Source organism: Leucobacter sp. BZR 635 (assembly GCF_048061935.2).
Classification (GTDB): Bacteria; Actinomycetota; Actinomycetes; order Actinomycetales; family Microbacteriaceae; genus Leucobacter.
Window position 1 is genome coordinate 39,754 of the sequence record NZ_JBLUNZ020000067.1, and the last position, 15,651, is coordinate 55,404.

The following is a 15,651-nucleotide window of genomic DNA, read 5'->3' on the forward strand; positions in this document are numbered from 1 at the left end:
AGGAGAATAGAAGATGCCTCGTAGTCTCAAGAAGGGCCCCTTCGTCGATAACCACCTGCTGAACAAGGTGGTTGTCCAGAACGAAGCTGGCTCCAAGAACGTGATCAAGACCTGGTCGCGCCGCTCGATGATCATCCCCGCAATGCTGGGACACACCATCGCAGTGCACGACGGTCGGAAGCACATCCCCGTATTCGTCACCGAAACCATGGTTGGGCACAAGCTGGGCGAGTTCGCCCCGACTCGTACCTTCCGTGGCCACGTGAAGGACGACAAGAAGGGCCGTCGCCGCTAACGCGGTGGCGAGAGGAGGAAGAGAAATGGTGGAATCGATCGCACGCGTGCGTCATATCCGCATCACCCCCCAGAAGGCCCGTCGTGTCGTTGACCTGGTTCGCGGAAAGAACGTCCAGGAGGCACTCGCCATCCTGAAGTTCGCACCGCAGGCTGCTGCTGAGCCCGTGTTCAAGCTTGTCGCTTCGGCGGTTGCGAACGCACGTGTGAAGGCTGACGCCGAGAACCTGCGTTTCAACGAGGACGAGCTCGTCATTGCGCGCGCATTTGTTGACGAGGGTGCAACGCTCAAGCGTTTCCGCCCCCGTGCACAGGGTCGCGCGTTCCGTATCAACAAGCGGACCAGCCACATCACGGTCGTACTTCAGACCGCAGATGAGCTTGCTGCTGCCAAGAAGGGAGCCTAAGGAATGGGCCAGAAGATTCATCCCTACGGCTTCCGCCTCGGGATTACCACTGACCACGTGTCACGTTGGTTCTCGGACTCGACGAAGAAGGGCCAGCGTTACGCTGACTACCTCGCCGAGGACATCAAGATCCGCCAGCACCTGCAGGTCCAGCTGGACCGCGCCGGTGTCTCGCGTGTCGAGATCGAGCGCACCCGCGACCGTGTCCGCGTGGACATCCACACGGCTCGCCCCGGCATCGTCATTGGCCGCCGTGGAGCAGAGGCTGAGCGCATTCGCGCTGACCTCGAGAAGCTCACCGGCAAGCAGATCCAGCTGAACATCCTCGAGGTCAAGAACCCCGAGGCTGACGCTCAGCTCGTTGCACAGGGCATCGCCGAGCAGCTCGCTGCTCGCGTGGCGTTCCGCCGTGCAATGCGCAAGGGTCTCCAGGGCGCTCAGCGCGCTGGTGCTAAGGGTGTTCGTATCCAGGTCTCCGGCCGCCTTGGCGGCGCCGAGATGAGCCGTTCGGAGTTCTACCGCGAGGGTCGCGTGCCGCTGCACACCCTTCGTGCGAACATCGACTACGGCTTCTACGAGGCAAAGACCACCTTCGGCCGTATCGGCGTGAAGGTCTGGATCTACAAGGGCGACCTCACGAACAAGGAACTTGCTCGTGAGCAGGCCAACCAGAAGCCGTCTCGTGAGCGTGGCGATCGTCGCCGTGCGCCCCGTGGCGCTCAGGCTGAGGCTGCACCCGCTGCAGCAGGAGCGGAGAAGTAACAATGCTGATTCCCCGTCGAGTCAAGTACCGCAAGCAGCATCACCCCGGCCGTAGCGGCCAGGCAAAGGGTGGCACCAAGGTCTCGTTTGGCGAGTTTGGTATCCAGGCCCTCACCCCCGCTTACGTGACGAACCGTCAGATCGAGTCCGCTCGTATCGCGATGACCCGTCACATCAAGCGTGGCGGCAAGGTGTGGATCAACATCTACCCCGACCGTCCGCTCACGAAGAAGCCCGCTGAAACCCGCATGGGTTCCGGTAAGGGCTCGCCCGAGTGGTGGGTTGCCAATGTCAAGCCGGGCCGCGTCCTCTTTGAGGTCGCCGGTGTCGATGAGGAGCTTGCGCGTGAGGCACTTACCCGTGCAATCCACAAGCTGCCCCTCAAGGCCCGCATTATTAAGCGCGAGGAGGGCGACGCGTAATGGCGATCGGAACTAAGGAACTGGCTGTCACGGAGCTTGACAGCTTCGAAAACGAGCGTCTCGCGGAGGAGCTGAAGAAGGCCAAGGCCGAGCTCTTCAACCTGCGTTTCCAGTCGGCCACCGGCCAGCTTGAGAACCACGGGCGTGTACGTCAGGTGAAGCGCGACATTGCTCGCATTTACACCGTGCTCCGTGAGCGCGAGCTCGGCATTCGGGTCACCCCCGTCGCCGAGGCAGCGCCCGCGAAGAAGTCTTCTGCGAAGAAGGCATCCACCAAGAAGACCGAGCAGGCGTCCGACGCCGTCGAGACGAAGGAGGCCTAGGCATGGCTGAGGTCGAGAAGGAACAGCGACCGCATCGCAAGGCGCGCCGTGGCTATGTCGTCAGCGACAAGATGGATAAGACCATCGTCGTCGAGGTCGAAGACCGCGTGAAGCACCCGCTCTACGGCAAGGTGATGCGCCGCTCATCGAAGGTGAAGGCCCACGACGAGCAGAACACCGCCGGCATCGGCGATCTCGTTCTCATCCACGAGACCCGTCCGCTCAGTGCTTCCAAGCACTGGCGCCTGGTCGAGATCCTCGAGAAGGCGAAGTAAGCGCCCGCGCTTACTGACTGAAGGAGTAGCAAGTGATTCAGCAGGAATCCCGACTCAAGGTAGCCGATAACACCGGCGCCAAGGAGTTGCTTACAATCCGTGTCCTCGGGGGCTCAGGGCGTCGCTATGCAGGTCTCGGCGACACCATCGTTGCGACCGTCAAGGACGCAATCCCCGGCGGCAACGTCAAGAAGGGTGAGGTCGTCAAGGCCGTCATCGTTCGTACCCGCAAGTCGACCCGTCGCGTTGACGGTTCGTACATCAGCTTCGACGAGAACGCCGCCGTCATCCTGAAGGCAGACGGGGAGCCTCGCGGCACCCGTATCTTCGGACCGGTCGGTCGTGAGCTTCGCGATAAGAAGTTCATGAAGATCGTCTCGCTCGCACCGGAGGTGATCTAGTCCTATGGCTGCAAAGATCAAGAAGGGTGACCTCGTAGAGGTCATCTCGGGCCCGACCCAGGAGCGCGGTGGCTACCGTGGCAAGCAGGGTACCGTGCTCGAAGTTCTCACCGAGACCGATCGTCTGATCGTCGAAGGTGTGAACTACGTCACCAAGCACGTCCGCGTCGGCCAGTCCGACCGCGGTACGAAGGAGGGTGGCATCGAGACCGTCGAGGCTCCCATCCACGTGTCGAACGTTGCTGTTGTTGACCCCTCGACCAAGAAGCCGACTCGCGTTGGCTTCCGCGTCGAAGAGGTTGAGAAGGACGGCAAGAAGAAGACGGTTCGCGTGCGTTACGCGAAGTCGTCCGGGAAGGACCTCTAATGTCTGAAGCTGCTGTGGCGGCTGGCAAAATCCAGCCTCGCTTGAAGCAGAAGTACCGTGGCGAAATCGTCCCGGCACTCCGTGAAGAGTTCTCCTACGCAAACGTCATGCAGGTTCCCGGTCTCGTGAAGATCGTTGTGAACACTGGCGTTGGCGAGGCGGCTCGCGACAGCAAGGTGATCGAGGGCGCAATTGCTGACCTCGTGAAGATCACCGGCCAGAAGCCGAAGGTCACCCTGGCTCGCAAGTCCATCGCGCAGTTCAAGCTGCGTGAGGGCCAGGCCATTGGCGCACACGTCACGCTTCGTGGCGACCGCGCCTGGGAATTCCTTGACCGTCTGGTGAACCTCGCACTGCCCCGTATCCGCGATTTCCGCGGACTTTCGGACAAGCAGTTCGACGGTGCGGGCAACTACACGTTCGGTTTGACCGAGCAGAGTGTGTTCCACGAGATCGATCAGGATAAGATTGACCGCGTGCGTGGTTTTGACATCACCATTGTCACCACCGCAAAGACCGACGACGAGGGTCGCGCGCTGCTGAAGGCGCTCGGCTTCCCGTTCAAGGCTGACAACTAAATAGTCCAAGCGGATAGGGTGCCCGGGGAACCGGGCACCCCGTTCGCGTGTCACCTAGGTCGCGTTCCGTGTAACGGGGCGTGAAACCAGGCGAAAAAGAAAGAGTCAATCATGACGATGACTGATCCGGTAGCAGACATGCTTACCCGGTTGCGCAACGCAAATAGCGCACATCATGACGACGTTTCGCTTCCCGGCTCAAAGCTGAAGGAGCGGATCGCCGAGATCCTCAAGCGCGAGGGTTACATCAGCGACTGGAAGGTCGAGGCGGCGCGAGTCGGCACGACCCTCACCATGACGCTGAAGTACGGCCCGAACCGCGAGGTCTCGATCGAGGGCCTCAAGCGCGTCTCGAAGCCCGGCCTTCGCGTATACGCAGGCTCGACTGAGATCCCGAGCGTGCTCGGTGGCCTTGGCATCGCGATCCTGTCCACCTCCTCTGGTCTTCTTACTGACCGCGAGGCTGAGCAGAAGGGCGTGGGCGGAGAAGTTCTCGCCTACGTGTGGTAATTCGCTATGTCACGTATTGGAAAGCTTCCCATCGCCGTACCCGGCGGTGTAGATGTCAAGATCGACGGCCAGAAGGTCACGGTCAAGGGTTCGAAGGGCGAGCTCACGCTCGTCGTTGCTGAGCCCATTCGCGTCGCAGTTGAGGACGGCCAGATCCTGGTCTCGCGCCCCAACGACGAGCGTGAATCACGAGCGCTGCACGGGCTTACCCGCACGCTCATCTTCAACAACGTGCTTGGTGTGACCGAGGGCTACAAGAAGTCGCTCGAGGTTGTCGGCACCGGTTACCGCGTGCAGCAGAAGGGCCAGGGCCTCGAGTTCGCGCTCGGCTTCTCGCACCCGGTCGCTTTCGACGCTCCCGAGGGCATCCAGCTCACGGTCGAGGGTTCCACCAAGATCACCGTCAGCGGCATCTCCAAGCAGGCAGTTGGCGAAGCCGCAGCGAACATTCGCAAGCTGAAGAAGCCGGAGCCCTACAAGGGCAAGGGCATTCGCTACGCCGACGAGGTTGTTCGCCGCAAGGCTGGAAAGGCTGGTAAGTAACCATGGCCGCTAACATCACCCGTGCAAAGGGTCGTTCGGCTGCGCGCGTTCGCCGCCACGCCCGCCTGCGCAAGAAGATTGTCGGTACCGAGATGCGCCCGCGTCTCGCAGTCACCCGTTCGGCACGTCACGTATTCGTTCAGGTCATCGACGACTCGAAGGGCCACACTCTGGCCTCAGCGTCGACGATGGAAGCTGATCTGCGTGCGTTCGACGGCGACAAGACCGCTAAGGCCCGCAAGGTTGGCGAGATCGTCGCCGAGCGCGCAAAGGCAGCTGGCGTCGACGCAGTCGTATTCGACCGCGGTGGCAGCAAGTACGCCGGCCGTGTCGCAGCGATCGCCGATGGCGCTCGCGAGGGAGGGCTGACGCTGTGAGCAACGAAACTAAGGAGCAGGAAGTGGCTACTGAAGCACAGACCGAGGCTCCGGCCGCAGAGGTGCAGAACAGTGATCACCGCAACGAGCCCCGTGAGCAGCGTCGCGGTAGCCGCGACCGCGGCACCCGTGGCGAGCGTGGCGGTGGCCGTGAGCGCGTCGAGAGCCAGTTCCTCGAGCGTGTTGTCACCATCAACCGCGTCTCGAAGGTCGTCAAGGGCGGCCGTCGCTTCAGCTTCACCGCGCTTGTCGTGGTCGGCGATGGCAACGGCACCGTAGGCGTCGGCTACGGGAAGGCGAAGGAAGTTCCCCTCGCAATCTCGAAGGGCGTCGAAGAGGCGAAGAAGAACTTCTTCCGCGTGCCTCGCGTCGGCAGCACGATCCCGCACCCGGTGCAGGGCGAGGCCGCAGCCGGCGTCGTTCTCCTCCGTCCGGCAGCAGCAGGTACCGGTGTTATCGCCGGTGGCCCGGTGCGTGCCGTACTCGAGTGCGCTGGCATCCACGACGTCCTGAGCAAGTCGCTCGGTTCGTCGAACACCCTGAACATCGTGCATGCGACTGTTGAGGCACTGCGTCAGCTCGAGGAGCCCCGCTCCGTCGCAGCTCGTCGTGGGCTCGACTTCGACCGCGTCGCTCCGGCTCGCCTCGTGCGCGCTGAGGCGAAGGCCGCGGCCGACGCTGCCGCAAAGGCAAAGGCAGGTGCGTAATGGCTAAGAGCCTGAAGATTACGCAGACGAAGTCCGTGATCAGTGAGAAGCAGAACCAGCGCGACACGCTGCGCAGCCTCGGTCTCCGCAAGATCGGCCAGTCGGTCGTTCGCGAGGACACCCGGGCCAACCGCGGCTACGTTCGTGCGGTTGCTCACCTGGTCCAGGTTGAGGAGATCGACGAATGAGCGAGAACAACGAAGAGCGCGGTTCCGTGCTGAAGGCACACCACCTTCGCCCGGCTCCCGGCTCGAAGACTGCGAAGACCCGTGTGGGTCGCGGTGAGGCATCTAAGGGTAAGACCGCAGGCCGCGGCACCAAGGGCACCAAGGCGCGCTACCAGGTCCGTGCAGGCTTCGAAGGTGGCCAGATGCCACTGCACATGCGCACCCCGAAGCTGCGCGGGTTCAAGAACCCGTTCAAGACTGAGTACCAGGTGGTGAACGTCGCGAAGCTCGAGGAGCTGTACCCGAAGGGTGGCGACGTCACGATCGAGGATCTCGTCGCAAAGGGTGCCGTGCGCAAGAACCAGCCCGTCAAGGTGCTGGGCAACGGTGACCTCAAGGTCAAGCTCTCCGTGCAGGTCGACAAGGTCTCGAGCTCAGCTGAGCAGAAGATCGTCGCTGCAGGCGGAGAAGTGAAGTAACCATTCGAGCTTTGCTCGTCTGAAAGGGGGGTGTGGGAGCCCGAAGGTTCCCACATCTCCCTTTTTCTTGTTTTTCAGCACGCGCCGCCAGTGTAGGCTGGTCTAGTTGCTCCTCGCCGGAAACGTCCGGCGAACTATCCAGGAGGCTAAGTTTTGTTCAGCGCCATTGGACGGATCTTCCGTACCCCCGACCTCCGTCGGAAGATCGTTTTTACGCTCGGAATAGTTGCACTGTTCCGGCTGGGTTCACACATCCCGACCCCGTTTGTTGACTTCAACAACGTGCAGGCGTGTCTCGCATCGAACGCGGGCACCGGCACCGCGGGGCTGTACGACATGGTCAACCTCTTTAGCGGTGGCGCACTCCTGCAGCTCTCGATCTTCGCCCTCGGCATCATGCCGTACATTACGGCGTCGATTATCACTCAGCTTCTTCGCGTAGTGATCCCGCACTTCGAGACTCTCCACAAGGAGGGCCAGGCGGGCCAGGCGAAGCTGACGCAGTACACCCGCTACCTCACGATCGCGCTCGCAATGCTGCAAGCGACGACGCTGATTACTGTCGCGCGTTCCGGTCAGCTCTTCGGCACCCTCTCGAACCAGGCCTGCCAGAACCTGGTTGCGCAGGAGTGGTGGGCGATCCTCATCATGATCATCACGATGACCGCCGGTACCGGCCTCATCATGTGGTTCGGTGAGCTCATCACCGAGCGCGGCGTCGGCAACGGTATGTCGCTGCTCATCTTCACCTCCATCGCAGCTACCTTCCCGAGTGGCCTCTGGGTCATCAAGGAGCAGCGTGGCTGGGAGGTCTTCTTCTTCGTGATCCTCGTGGGCATCGTCGTCATTGGCGCGGTCGTCTTCGTTGAGCAGTCCCAGCGCCGTATCCCGGTGCAGTACGCGAAGCGTGTGGTTGGGCGTCGCACCTACGGCGGCTCGAGCACCTACATCCCGATCAAGGTGAACATGGCGGGCGTGATCCCCGTGATCTTCGCTTCGGCGATCCTGTACCTCCCGATGCTGCTTGCGCAGTTCAACCAGGGCAAGGTTGGCGAAGAGCCTGCCGCCTGGGTGGTCTGGGTTCAGAACAACCTCGTGTACGGCGATCAGCCTCTCTACATGCTGGTGTTCTTCCTCCTGGTGATCGGCTTCACCTTCTTCTACGTGCAGATCACCTTCAACCCTGAAGAGGTCGCCGACAACATGAAGAAGTACTCGGGCTTCGTTCCTGGCATCCGTGCAGGCCGCCCGACCGCCGAGTACCTGAATTATGTGCTGACGCGCATCACCAGCGCCGGCTCGCTCTACCTCGGCGCGATTGCGCTGATGCCGCTGGTGGCACTCTCATTCTTCGGCGCGAACGAGAACTTCCCGTTCGGTGGCGCGTCGATCCTCATTATCGTTGGTGTCGGCCTCGAGACCGTCAAGCAGATTGACGCTCAGCTGCAGCAGCGCCACTACGAAGGACTTCTCAAGTGACAGTAACCCGTCTTCTCATCATCGGCCCTCCCGGCGCGGGCAAGGGAACCCAGGCTGCGAAGATCGCCGCCACCTACGAGATCCCCGCGATCTCGACGGGCGACATCTTCCGCGCAAACATCAAGGGCGGTACCGAGCTCGGCCAGCGCGTCCAGGCGATCATCGAGGCCGGTGAGCTTGTCCCGGACACGCTCACCAACGAGATCGTGCAGGATCGGCTGCAGCAGGCAGACGCGGCATCCGGCTTCCTCCTTGACGGCTACCCCCGCAACGTGGAGCAGGTCGAGGCGCTCGACGGCATGATCGAGGGCGACTCGCTTGACGCTGTCGTGCTGCTCGAGGCTGACACCGATGAGGTCGTGGCCCGCTTGCTCAAGCGTGCAGAGCTCGAGGGTCGCGCTGACGACACCGAGGACGTCATTCGCCACCGGCAGAACGTCTACGCAGAACAGACTGAGCCGCTCATCGAGCTGTTCACCAAGCGCGGCATCCTCGTGAGCGTTGACGGGCTCGGCGGCATCGACGAGGTTGCTGAGCGCATCTCCAGCGCACTCAACGCGCAGCTGGGACGCTAAGTGTCACGACGCGGATTTCTGCGCCGGTCGATCTACAAGTCGCCTGCGCAGCTTCGACTCATGGTCGAGCCTGGCCTCGCAGCCGTTGACGCGCTTGCTGCCATGCGGGCGGCTGTCGGCCCGGGCGTTACGACGCTCGAGCTCGACGCGCTCGCTGAGGCAGCGATTCGCGCCCGCGGGGGAGAGCCGAACTTTATGCTCGAGCCCGGGTACACGCACACGATCTGCGCGAACGTGAACGCCGATGTCGTGCACGCGATCCCTACGGATCGACCGCTCGAACCCGGCGACGTCGTGTCGCTCGACGTTGGCGCGGTCATTGGCGGCTGGCACAGCGATGCGGCGTTCACCGCGGTGATTCCTGATCCTTCGCGCCCCGAACTCACCGAGGCGAACGAGAAGCTCTCGCACGTCACCGAGCAGGCGATGTGGCAGGGCATCGCCCGGCTCGCACGTGCGAAGCACCTCAACGAGGTCGGCGAGTCCGTGCAGGGTTACGTGCGCAAGCACAGCGACTTCGGGGTGCTCGAGGACTACATCGGGCACGGCATCGGCCGGAGCATGCATGAGGATCCGCCGGTGTTCAACGTTCCAGTGCAGCGCCGCGGGCCCGAGGTAAAGCCCGGCCTGGTTGTCGCGATCGAACCGATTATTTCGGCGGGCACGATCGACACGGTCGTGCAGGATGATGACTGGACCGTGACCATTGCGGATGGCTCAATGAGCGCGCAGTGGGAGCACAGCGTTGCCGTGCATGCCGAAGGAATTTGGGTGCTCACCGCGGCGGACGGGGGAGCGGCAGGTCTCGCTCAGTTCGGGATCACACCGGTTCCGATTCCGTAAGCTCGCTGTGTCTGCTCAAGCCGCCGGTCCCCCTTTGGGGCTGGCGGCTTTTGCGTGCCGTCGTGCTTCGCCTACGGTCGTGCTGCTTGCCCGGCGGTGCGCCGCGACCCGGGTGCGCGTCGCGCACGGGGTCGAGCAGAACCGTTGCGGCGTGCGCCGACCCTCGTCAACGAAGACGTTGGTGCACGTCTCCGCGGCGCAGACGCCCCACGCGCAGCGGCCACGCTCTGCGAGCCACTCCGCGACGGCGAACGCCGTCAGCGCGCGATACACCGCGGCGGCTGTCTCCTCTGCGGTAGTCCGGGGGCGCAGGGCCCACCGCCCATTCTCCAGCTGCGTCAGCTCCGTACCTCGCGGCCGCGCTTCCTTGCCCACTATCGCGCCCGGGCTATCGGACGAGGCCATGAGCAGGTTGAGTGCGGTCGCGGCGAGGGTGTTGTCGGTGATCGCGAACACCGCACGAATCTCGGCGACAGCCCGCGCGAGGTCTGCAGAGTCGACTCTGCGTGCGCCGAGTTCGCTGTCACCGTGGGCACTCGCGAGGCCAGCCCACTCGACTGCGGGGTGGGCTGAGTTTGCGAGCGCAACGGCGAAATGTAGCCCGCGCGGGCGTTCGGTGTTGGCAGCCTGTCGAGGCTGTGCGGGGCTCACCGCGAGTTCGCAGTTGCCGACGGGCGAGATTTCGTGCGCATCACACTAGTGTAACGACAAAACGCGAAAAAGGCGTTACGATATTCCCAATGACTACAGTTGCAGACGCCCAGATTGACGTTCTCATCGTTGGGGCGGGCCCGGTGGGGCTGACGCTTGCCTCCCTGCTGAGCCGCGAGAGGTTGAGCGTCCGCGTCCTTGAGGCGCACCCCGGCACATCGATGCACCCCAAGGCGCGCGGAATTTCCGCGCGGTCGATGGAGACGTTCCGGTCGCTCGGACTCGAGGAAGCGGTACGCGCGGCTTCGCTCCCGGGTGAGCACGTGAGATTCTTCCGGGGCGCGAACCTATTGGACCCAAATGCCGAACTCGGTCCACCCCTCTCGGGTGCCGACACCCCGCACACGCCGGCCCCTGGCGCGCTGTGCTCGCAAGACCGGCTTGAGCCGGTACTTCTTGCGGCCGCAACCGCCGCGGGGGCAGATGTGCGCTTCGGGCAGCGTGTCACGTCGCTGTCGCCGGGGCCGAGCGGCGTCGCAGTGCGGGCGCATCCGCGCTCGTCGCCGACCGCGCAGGATGAGCAGTCGCACCACGCGGCGTATGTGGTGGGCTGCGACGGGGCGCGGAGTCTTGTGCGCGCCGCCGTTGGGATCGGCCTTACCGGGGAAACCGGGCTTGCGAGGTTTCTGTCCGTGCGTTTCAGCGCGCCGCTCGGGGAAGCAATGCGCGGGCGCGAGGCGACCTCGTACTTCATTGCTGGTGGAAAAGGCGGCTTTCTGGCCGTCGACAACGACACCGAATGGGTCTATCAGTACCCGGTCGGTGCCGGAGTGGATGTTGGTGCCTTGCGCGCCGACGGTGGGGCCATAACGGAGCTGATTCGCGACGCCGTGGGGGATCCCGAACTACACCTGGAGATCCGCGACACGATGGTGTGGCAAATGGACGCCAGAATCGCAGACACCTACCGCGCGGGGCGGGTGCTGCTCGCCGGTGATGCGGCGCACCAGACACCGCCGACGGGCGGGCACGGCATGAACGTCGGTATCGGCGACGCGGAGACACTCGCGTGGCAGCTCGGCGCGGTGGTGCGCGGCGAAGCGAGCACAGCGCTGCTCGACCGGTATACGGTCGAGCGTCGCCCGGTCGGGGCCGCTGTGATCGAGGTATCGCTCGGGAACAGCACACGTGCGTACGGGATCGATGACGAGCTACTGCTCGGCACCGGGTACCCGCCGTCAAGCCCGCTTGCTCCGGGAGTGTACTCGGCCTCGGCGGAGCTCGGCAGGCGACTGCCGCACGCGTGGCTCGAAGGTCGGGACGCCTCCTCGCTCGACGGGGCCGCTGGCCAGTTTCGCGTGGTCACGGGAGGTGCGGACGCGGAATGGATCGCGGCAATCGCGGCAGCGCCGCTGGCGCTCCCCGTTGGTTATGTCGCGCTCGAGCTTGCTGCGGGCAGCGAGGGTGCTGGGGAGCTCGCGGGCGCTGGGGCTGCGGTGCTTTCCCAGCTTGGCGCGGGCGATGCCCTGCTGGTGCGCCCCGACGGCCACGTTGCCGCCCACTTTCCCGGTGCGGGTGACGTTGGCCGAGCCTCGAACGTGCCTGGCGTTGCCGCGAAGGGTGCCTGGCTCGTGGCTGCGCTCTCGGAATGCCTTGCGGGTCCGGTTTCGCGCGACGCCTAGGCGGCCACGCGTCAGCGAGCGGTGGGCATAGTGCTCTGGGGGCACGCGCGCTGGATCGGCAGGTGTCAGGTGGGGACGGCGGACGGTACGCCCGGCTATGCGAACACGGGAAGCGTCGACCCCAGCGCCCGGAGCTGCTCCCAGCTGTGCAGAAAGCGTGCGCGCAGGGTGGCTGGCGGCCAGTCGCTTGGTCTGAGCTCGCCCGGCAGGAGCGGATCCACGCTCAGCGCCCTGTCGAGCCCCTCGGCGAGCAACAGCGCCGCGGCGGTCGCGGCAACCGGGTCAGAGGTGCGGGGGATCTCAGTACCAGCGAGTACGTTCGCGAGCGGCTCGTAGGCCGCGAGGGTTTCGCCCGCAGGCCATAGCAGCTCGACGATTGCGGTTGTGCTGTGGCGGCCTGGCAGCACGAGGTCGGGCGTCGCGGCGGAGATGAGCCAGCGGTCGACCACCCCGGGCGGGAGATAGTCGAGCAGCCCCTCCCGCAGATCGTGCGGGGTGGCATACAGGCCCGATGCGACTGGTGCCGCACCAAACGCGGTCAGCCCGGCCCTGAGCGCGTCGCGTTCGGGCCTCGCGGACTCCGGAACCGAGAAGGCGTAGAGTCGCCAGTTGCCGTCCCAGGGGTGCGCGCCCGCGTCCTGCGCGAACGCGAAGTCGATCAGCCGAGACTCGGAGCGGCTGCGGCGCAGCGCATCGCTGCTGCGAATGATCCGCCCGGCGCGCCCGCGCCCCTCCTGAACGAGCTCTCCAGCGGCCGCCATGCGGCGGATCGCGAGCCGCACTGTCTGCTCGGGAACCCCGAGCGCGAGTCCAACATCGTAGACGCCCGCGAGCTCGGCTAGACCGGTTTTATCGAAACTGCCCTCGATGATGGTGCGGGCCGAGACGGCGCTGGGCAGCGCGCTCATGCTGCGCCCTCCCAGGGGTAGCCGTGCTTGGTGAAGGCGCGCTCGATCGCTACGCCGCCGCCCTCGACGTCGTCGTTGAAGAGGATGCGGCCCTCGACCGACTCGATACGCAGTTTTCCGCCCTTGCGATACACGCCGCCGACCTGCGCGCGCGTGACAATGCGGGCGTCATCGCCCTCGCGGATGCGGATCTGGGTGTCACTGATCGTGAGTTCGGCTGCCTCGTAGGTGATGAAGAATGCGATGGCGAGCCCAATGAGGGCAAGTACTGCCGGTCTGCCGATGACCATGAGTGGCGCATCGAATGAGCCGAGAAACTTCAGCGCGTCGATGTAGGGGATCGGCCAGGTCGCGATGCGCTGCAGTAGCCACGGGAGCGCGAACCCAAGACCTGCGCCTGCGGCGCCAAGGGTGAGCCAGACGAGTGCTTTGGTGCCGCCGGACATGCGCAGCACTGTTTCGCTTGTGGGCTGCTGGGGTGTATCCACATCGCTCCTTCGGTGTAACTATCGAACTTGACACGATCGTATCACGCTCAATAGGTTTGCTTCCCCCGGCGCGAATCGGCGGGAGAAGGAGTGGCTCATGAGTGACGGCCCCGCCCTGTCGGATCGGATCATCCCGCCCGCGGCGCTCTCGCCGCTGCCAGCGCTGGCGGGCGACGTCCCGCTGCGTTGGCGTCCGCTGCGCCGCAGTGACGCGCGCCGACTGCACGGCCTGCAGACAGCGGCCGGTGAACTCGACCACCCCGCTGATGCTGGAAGCGTCGGCGCGGTGCGCCACGAGTTGCGCGCGCCACGCTTCGACCCCCAACGTGACGGGGTGATTGGGCTCGGGCCAAACGGCAAGGCGCTTGCCGCGGGCTACGCGAGCCTCGGTGAGGAGCCGGAGTCGGCAATGCCTGGCGGCGTGCCGCAGCACCTCGAAGTGGCGCTGTCCGGGGTGGTGCACCCCGACCTGCGGGGGCGAGGCGTCGGTCGCCAGCTGCTCGCCTGGCAGGAGGCCCGCGGGCTTCAGCTCCTCGCGACCTCGCGGAGCACGTTGCCTGGGCTGCTCGCGGTGCACAGCCGTACCGCGTGTGTGGCAGCCACCGCGCTCTACGTGAGCGCCGGGTTTGGATTGGAGCGCTCATGGGCGTCGCTTGCGCGGCAGGTCGAACCGGGGCTCCCCGAGCGCAAGTTGCCGGCGGGGATACGCCTTGTGCCGTTTCGCCTCGGGCATAGCGAGGCGGTGCGGATCGCATTGAACGAAGCCTTTCGGGACCACTGGGGCTTTGCCCCGATTGGTCGCACGGAGTGGCGTAGGCAGAGCGCGGTCGGCGGGTTCGCTCCGCGCCTCTCGGTTCTCGCCGTCGAGGGCGGTGGCGCCACGCACGAGCCGCTTCGCGTCGCTGCGTTCGCGCTCACGGAGCTGCACCGGAGCGAGTGGCGATTGCGTGGCGAGCGCTTTGGATACCTGGCGACGATCGGCGTGGTTCGCCGGTGGCGTGGCGCGGGGCTGTCGACCGCCGTGATTGCTCGGGCACTGCGCGCGTACCGGCGCAGGGGGTTGGCGAGCGCAGTGCTCGACGTTGATGCCGCGAACCCGAGCGGTGCGCTCGCGATGTACGAGCGGCTGGGCTTTCGTGAGCGGGACCGGACGGTGACGTACGCGAAGCGTTACTGAACGGGGCCTCGGCGAGTGGGTGGCCTGCTGTCGGAGAAGTCCTCGTCCAGGCGAACAGCGCCAACGCCCTGGCCGGCGAGCACGTCGCCGGGGTTGAGCGCGTTGCAGTCGTTGAGCGAGAGACAGCCGCAGCCGATGCACGCGGCGAGCTCAGCCTGCAGCGCATCGAGCCGACGGCGCCGCTCATCGAGGAGCGCGGTCCAGCGCTGGGAAATGCGCTTCCAGTCGCGCTTCGACGGCATCCGATCCGGAGGTAGCTGTGCAAACACTTCGGCCACCTCGGTGAGTGGGATCCCCAGACGCTTGGCGTAGTTGATGATCGAGAGTCGCCGGAGGACGTGCCTGGGGTAGCGCCGCTGGTTGCCCGCCGTGCGAATCGACGCGATGAGGCCCTCCTGCTCGTAGAAGCGGACGGCGGAGGTGGCGATGCCGACCCGCTCGGCGACCTCGCCCACGCTGAGCAGGTCGGTCGGTGTTTTGCGTTCGAGCATTCTGGCCTCGCTTGACTTCAAGTGCACTTGAAGTTTTAGTGTAGCTCGTGTGACTACATCCAGCCCCAACACCAGTTCGATCCCCATTGCCGCCGCCGCAGCGAACCATCCCCGAGAGCGACTCTTCTCCCGCGGCCACTCCGCCACCGTGGCCGTCCTCGCGGGTGGAACGGTGCTCTACGCGATGAACCTCTACTTCACGGCGGCGCTCCTGCCGTCGATCGTCGCTGACGTCGGCGGCGCACACCTGTTCGCCTGGGTGGCGACGGGCTTCCTCGTCGCCGCTGTCGTCTCGTCGATGCTGGTAGCCCGCGCTATCGCCGGGCTCGGGGCCCGCGGAGCCTACCTGCTAGGCTTCGGCGGATTCGCGCTCGGCTCCGCAGCGGCAGCGCTCAGCAGCGGCATGGAGCTATTTGTCGCGAGCCGGGTGCTGCAGGGAATGGGTGGCGGCCTGCTGGCCGGACTCGGGTTTGCGGTGATCCGATCGGCGCTCCCGCGCGCGCTGTGGCTGAAAGCCTCGGCGCTCGTGTCGGCAATGTGGGGGATCGGGGCCCTCGTCGGGCCAAGCCTTGGCGGCATCTTCGCCGAGTTGCAGGCGTGGCGATCAGCGTACGGCGCGCTCGCGGCGATTGCAGTCGTGCTCGGTTTCGTGGCGCTCAAGGCCCTCCCGCGCAAGGGGCAGCACACAGCCGCGGTAGAGCCCCTGCCATACCTGTCGCTCATGGCACTCGTGCTCGCGGCGGCG

25 protein-coding genes are annotated in these 15,651 nt (G+C 65.1%); 21 read left to right on the top strand and 4 right to left on the bottom strand.

The window, feature by feature from the left end:
* Positions 1-13 precede the first annotated feature (13 nt).
* The 18 genes from rpsS to map all read left to right on the top strand — a co-directional run bounded on the left by rpsS (position 14) and on the right by map (position 9,509).
* Positions 14-295 carry a 30S ribosomal protein S19 gene (rpsS, locus tag ACI1US_RS13270; protein WP_382447197.1) on the top strand — a complete coding sequence of 94 codons (282 nt, stop codon included), beginning with the start codon at positions 14-16 and terminating at the stop codon, positions 293-295.
* 25 nt (positions 296-320) lie between these two features.
* On the top strand, positions 321-701 hold the full coding sequence (gene rplV / locus ACI1US_RS13275; protein ID WP_059063298.1) for a 50S ribosomal protein L22: 381 nt from the start codon (positions 321-323) through the stop codon (positions 699-701).
* A gap of 3 nt (positions 702-704) precedes the next feature.
* Positions 705-1,463, top strand: coding sequence for a 30S ribosomal protein S3 (gene rpsC, locus ACI1US_RS13280; protein WP_042544411.1), 759 nt, complete (start codon positions 705-707; stop codon positions 1,461-1,463).
* Between the two features lie 2 nt (positions 1,464-1,465).
* The gene (gene rplP, locus ACI1US_RS13285) at positions 1,466-1,885 is read left to right on the top strand and encodes a 50S ribosomal protein L16 (RefSeq protein ID WP_017793373.1); all 420 of its coding nucleotides are present in this window, start codon (positions 1,466-1,468) and stop codon (positions 1,883-1,885) included.
* Positions 1,885-2,208 carry a 50S ribosomal protein L29 gene (rpmC, locus tag ACI1US_RS13290; protein WP_416550237.1) on the top strand — a complete coding sequence of 108 codons (324 nt, stop codon included), beginning with the start codon at positions 1,885-1,887 and terminating at the stop codon, positions 2,206-2,208. Before rplP ends, rpmC begins: the two co-directional genes overlap by 1 nt.
* 2 nt (positions 2,209-2,210) lie before the next feature.
* Positions 2,211-2,483, top strand: a complete 273-nt coding sequence (rpsQ, locus tag ACI1US_RS13295) for a 30S ribosomal protein S17 (protein ID WP_416550236.1) — start codon at positions 2,211-2,213, stop codon at positions 2,481-2,483.
* 32 nt (positions 2,484-2,515) lie between these two features.
* Positions 2,516-2,884 carry a 50S ribosomal protein L14 gene (rplN, locus tag ACI1US_RS13300; protein ID WP_059063306.1) on the top strand — a complete coding sequence of 123 codons (369 nt, stop codon included), beginning with the start codon at positions 2,516-2,518 and terminating at the stop codon, positions 2,882-2,884.
* Between the two features lie 4 nt (positions 2,885-2,888).
* Positions 2,889-3,251: a 50S ribosomal protein L24 gene (rplX, locus tag ACI1US_RS13305; protein WP_416550235.1), complete on the top strand. Its 363-nt coding sequence runs from the start codon at positions 2,889-2,891 to the stop codon at positions 3,249-3,251.
* Positions 3,251-3,829 carry a 50S ribosomal protein L5 gene (gene rplE, locus ACI1US_RS13310; RefSeq protein ID WP_416550234.1) on the top strand — a complete coding sequence of 193 codons (579 nt, stop codon included), beginning with the start codon at positions 3,251-3,253 and terminating at the stop codon, positions 3,827-3,829. The genes rplX and rplE overlap by 1 nt, the downstream gene beginning before the upstream one ends.
* A gap of 111 nt (positions 3,830-3,940) precedes the next feature.
* On the top strand, positions 3,941-4,339 hold the full coding sequence (gene rpsH / locus ACI1US_RS13315) for a 30S ribosomal protein S8 (RefSeq protein ID WP_059063313.1): 399 nt from the start codon (positions 3,941-3,943) through the stop codon (positions 4,337-4,339).
* 6 nt (positions 4,340-4,345) lie between these two features.
* The gene (gene rplF, locus ACI1US_RS13320; protein WP_416550233.1) at positions 4,346-4,882 is read left to right on the top strand and encodes a 50S ribosomal protein L6; all 537 of its coding nucleotides are present in this window, start codon (positions 4,346-4,348) and stop codon (positions 4,880-4,882) included.
* A 2-nt stretch (positions 4,883-4,884) separates the two neighbouring features.
* Positions 4,885-5,259, top strand: coding sequence for a 50S ribosomal protein L18 (gene rplR / locus ACI1US_RS13325; protein ID WP_416550232.1), 375 nt, complete (start codon positions 4,885-4,887; stop codon positions 5,257-5,259).
* Complete coding sequence (rpsE, locus tag ACI1US_RS13330; RefSeq protein WP_416550231.1) at positions 5,256-5,966, top strand: 30S ribosomal protein S5; 711 nt, start codon at positions 5,256-5,258, stop codon at positions 5,964-5,966. Before rplR ends, rpsE begins: the two co-directional genes overlap by 4 nt.
* Entirely contained in the window at positions 5,966-6,154 is a 189-nt protein-coding gene (gene rpmD / locus ACI1US_RS13335; RefSeq protein WP_416550230.1) for a 50S ribosomal protein L30, read from the top strand. The genes rpsE and rpmD overlap by 1 nt, the downstream gene beginning before the upstream one ends.
* Complete coding sequence (gene rplO / locus ACI1US_RS13340) at positions 6,151-6,612, top strand: 50S ribosomal protein L15 (RefSeq protein ID WP_416550229.1); 462 nt, start codon at positions 6,151-6,153, stop codon at positions 6,610-6,612. Before rpmD ends, rplO begins: the two co-directional genes overlap by 4 nt.
* 153 nt (positions 6,613-6,765) lie before the next feature.
* Positions 6,766-8,091 carry a preprotein translocase subunit SecY gene (gene secY / locus ACI1US_RS13345; RefSeq protein WP_416550228.1) on the top strand — a complete coding sequence of 442 codons (1,326 nt, stop codon included), beginning with the start codon at positions 6,766-6,768 and terminating at the stop codon, positions 8,089-8,091.
* Entirely contained in the window at positions 8,088-8,666 is a 579-nt protein-coding gene (locus tag ACI1US_RS13350) for an adenylate kinase (RefSeq protein WP_416550227.1), read from the top strand. The genes secY and ACI1US_RS13350 overlap by 4 nt, the downstream gene beginning before the upstream one ends.
* On the top strand, positions 8,667-9,509 hold the full coding sequence (map, locus tag ACI1US_RS13355) for a type I methionyl aminopeptidase (protein WP_461640892.1): 843 nt from the start codon (positions 8,667-8,669) through the stop codon (positions 9,507-9,509).
* Positions 9,510-9,524: 15 nt separating this feature from the next.
* Here the strand turns inward: map and ACI1US_RS13360 are convergent, their stop codons facing one another.
* Positions 9,525-10,160, bottom strand: coding sequence for a CGNR zinc finger domain-containing protein (locus ACI1US_RS13360; RefSeq protein ID WP_461640893.1), 636 nt, complete (start codon positions 10,158-10,160; stop codon positions 9,525-9,527).
* Positions 10,161-10,249: 89 nt separating this feature from the next.
* Between ACI1US_RS13360 and ACI1US_RS13365 the strand changes: the two genes are divergently transcribed.
* The gene (locus ACI1US_RS13365) at positions 10,250-11,842 is read left to right on the top strand and encodes an FAD-dependent monooxygenase (RefSeq protein ID WP_461640894.1); all 1,593 of its coding nucleotides are present in this window, start codon (positions 10,250-10,252) and stop codon (positions 11,840-11,842) included.
* A gap of 95 nt (positions 11,843-11,937) precedes the next feature.
* On the opposite strand, the gene ACI1US_RS13370 is transcribed toward ACI1US_RS13365, so the two are convergent.
* On the bottom strand, positions 11,938-12,750 hold the full coding sequence (locus ACI1US_RS13370; RefSeq protein ID WP_461640895.1) for a PaaX family transcriptional regulator C-terminal domain-containing protein: 813 nt from the start codon (positions 12,748-12,750) through the stop codon (positions 11,938-11,940).
* A complete protein-coding gene (locus tag ACI1US_RS13375) occupies positions 12,747-13,238 on the bottom strand; it encodes a YqeB family protein (RefSeq protein ID WP_461640896.1) in 492 nt (163 codons plus the stop codon). The genes ACI1US_RS13370 and ACI1US_RS13375 overlap by 4 nt, the downstream gene beginning before the upstream one ends.
* Before the next feature lie 97 nt (positions 13,239-13,335).
* Between ACI1US_RS13375 and ACI1US_RS13380 the strand changes: the two genes are divergently transcribed.
* Entirely contained in the window at positions 13,336-14,415 is a 1,080-nt protein-coding gene (locus ACI1US_RS13380; RefSeq protein ID WP_461640897.1) for a GNAT family N-acetyltransferase, read from the top strand.
* Here ACI1US_RS13380 and soxR read toward each other — a convergent pair.
* Positions 14,409-14,906 carry a redox-sensitive transcriptional activator SoxR gene (soxR, locus tag ACI1US_RS13385; RefSeq protein WP_461640898.1) on the bottom strand — a complete coding sequence of 166 codons (498 nt, stop codon included), beginning with the start codon at positions 14,904-14,906 and terminating at the stop codon, positions 14,409-14,411. The genes ACI1US_RS13380 and soxR overlap by 7 nt on opposite strands.
* 49 nt (positions 14,907-14,955) lie before the next feature.
* Here soxR and ACI1US_RS13390 point away from each other — a divergent pair.
* A partial coding sequence (locus tag ACI1US_RS13390) for an MFS transporter (protein ID WP_461640899.1) occupies positions 14,956-15,651 on the top strand: 696 nt, incomplete at its 3' end.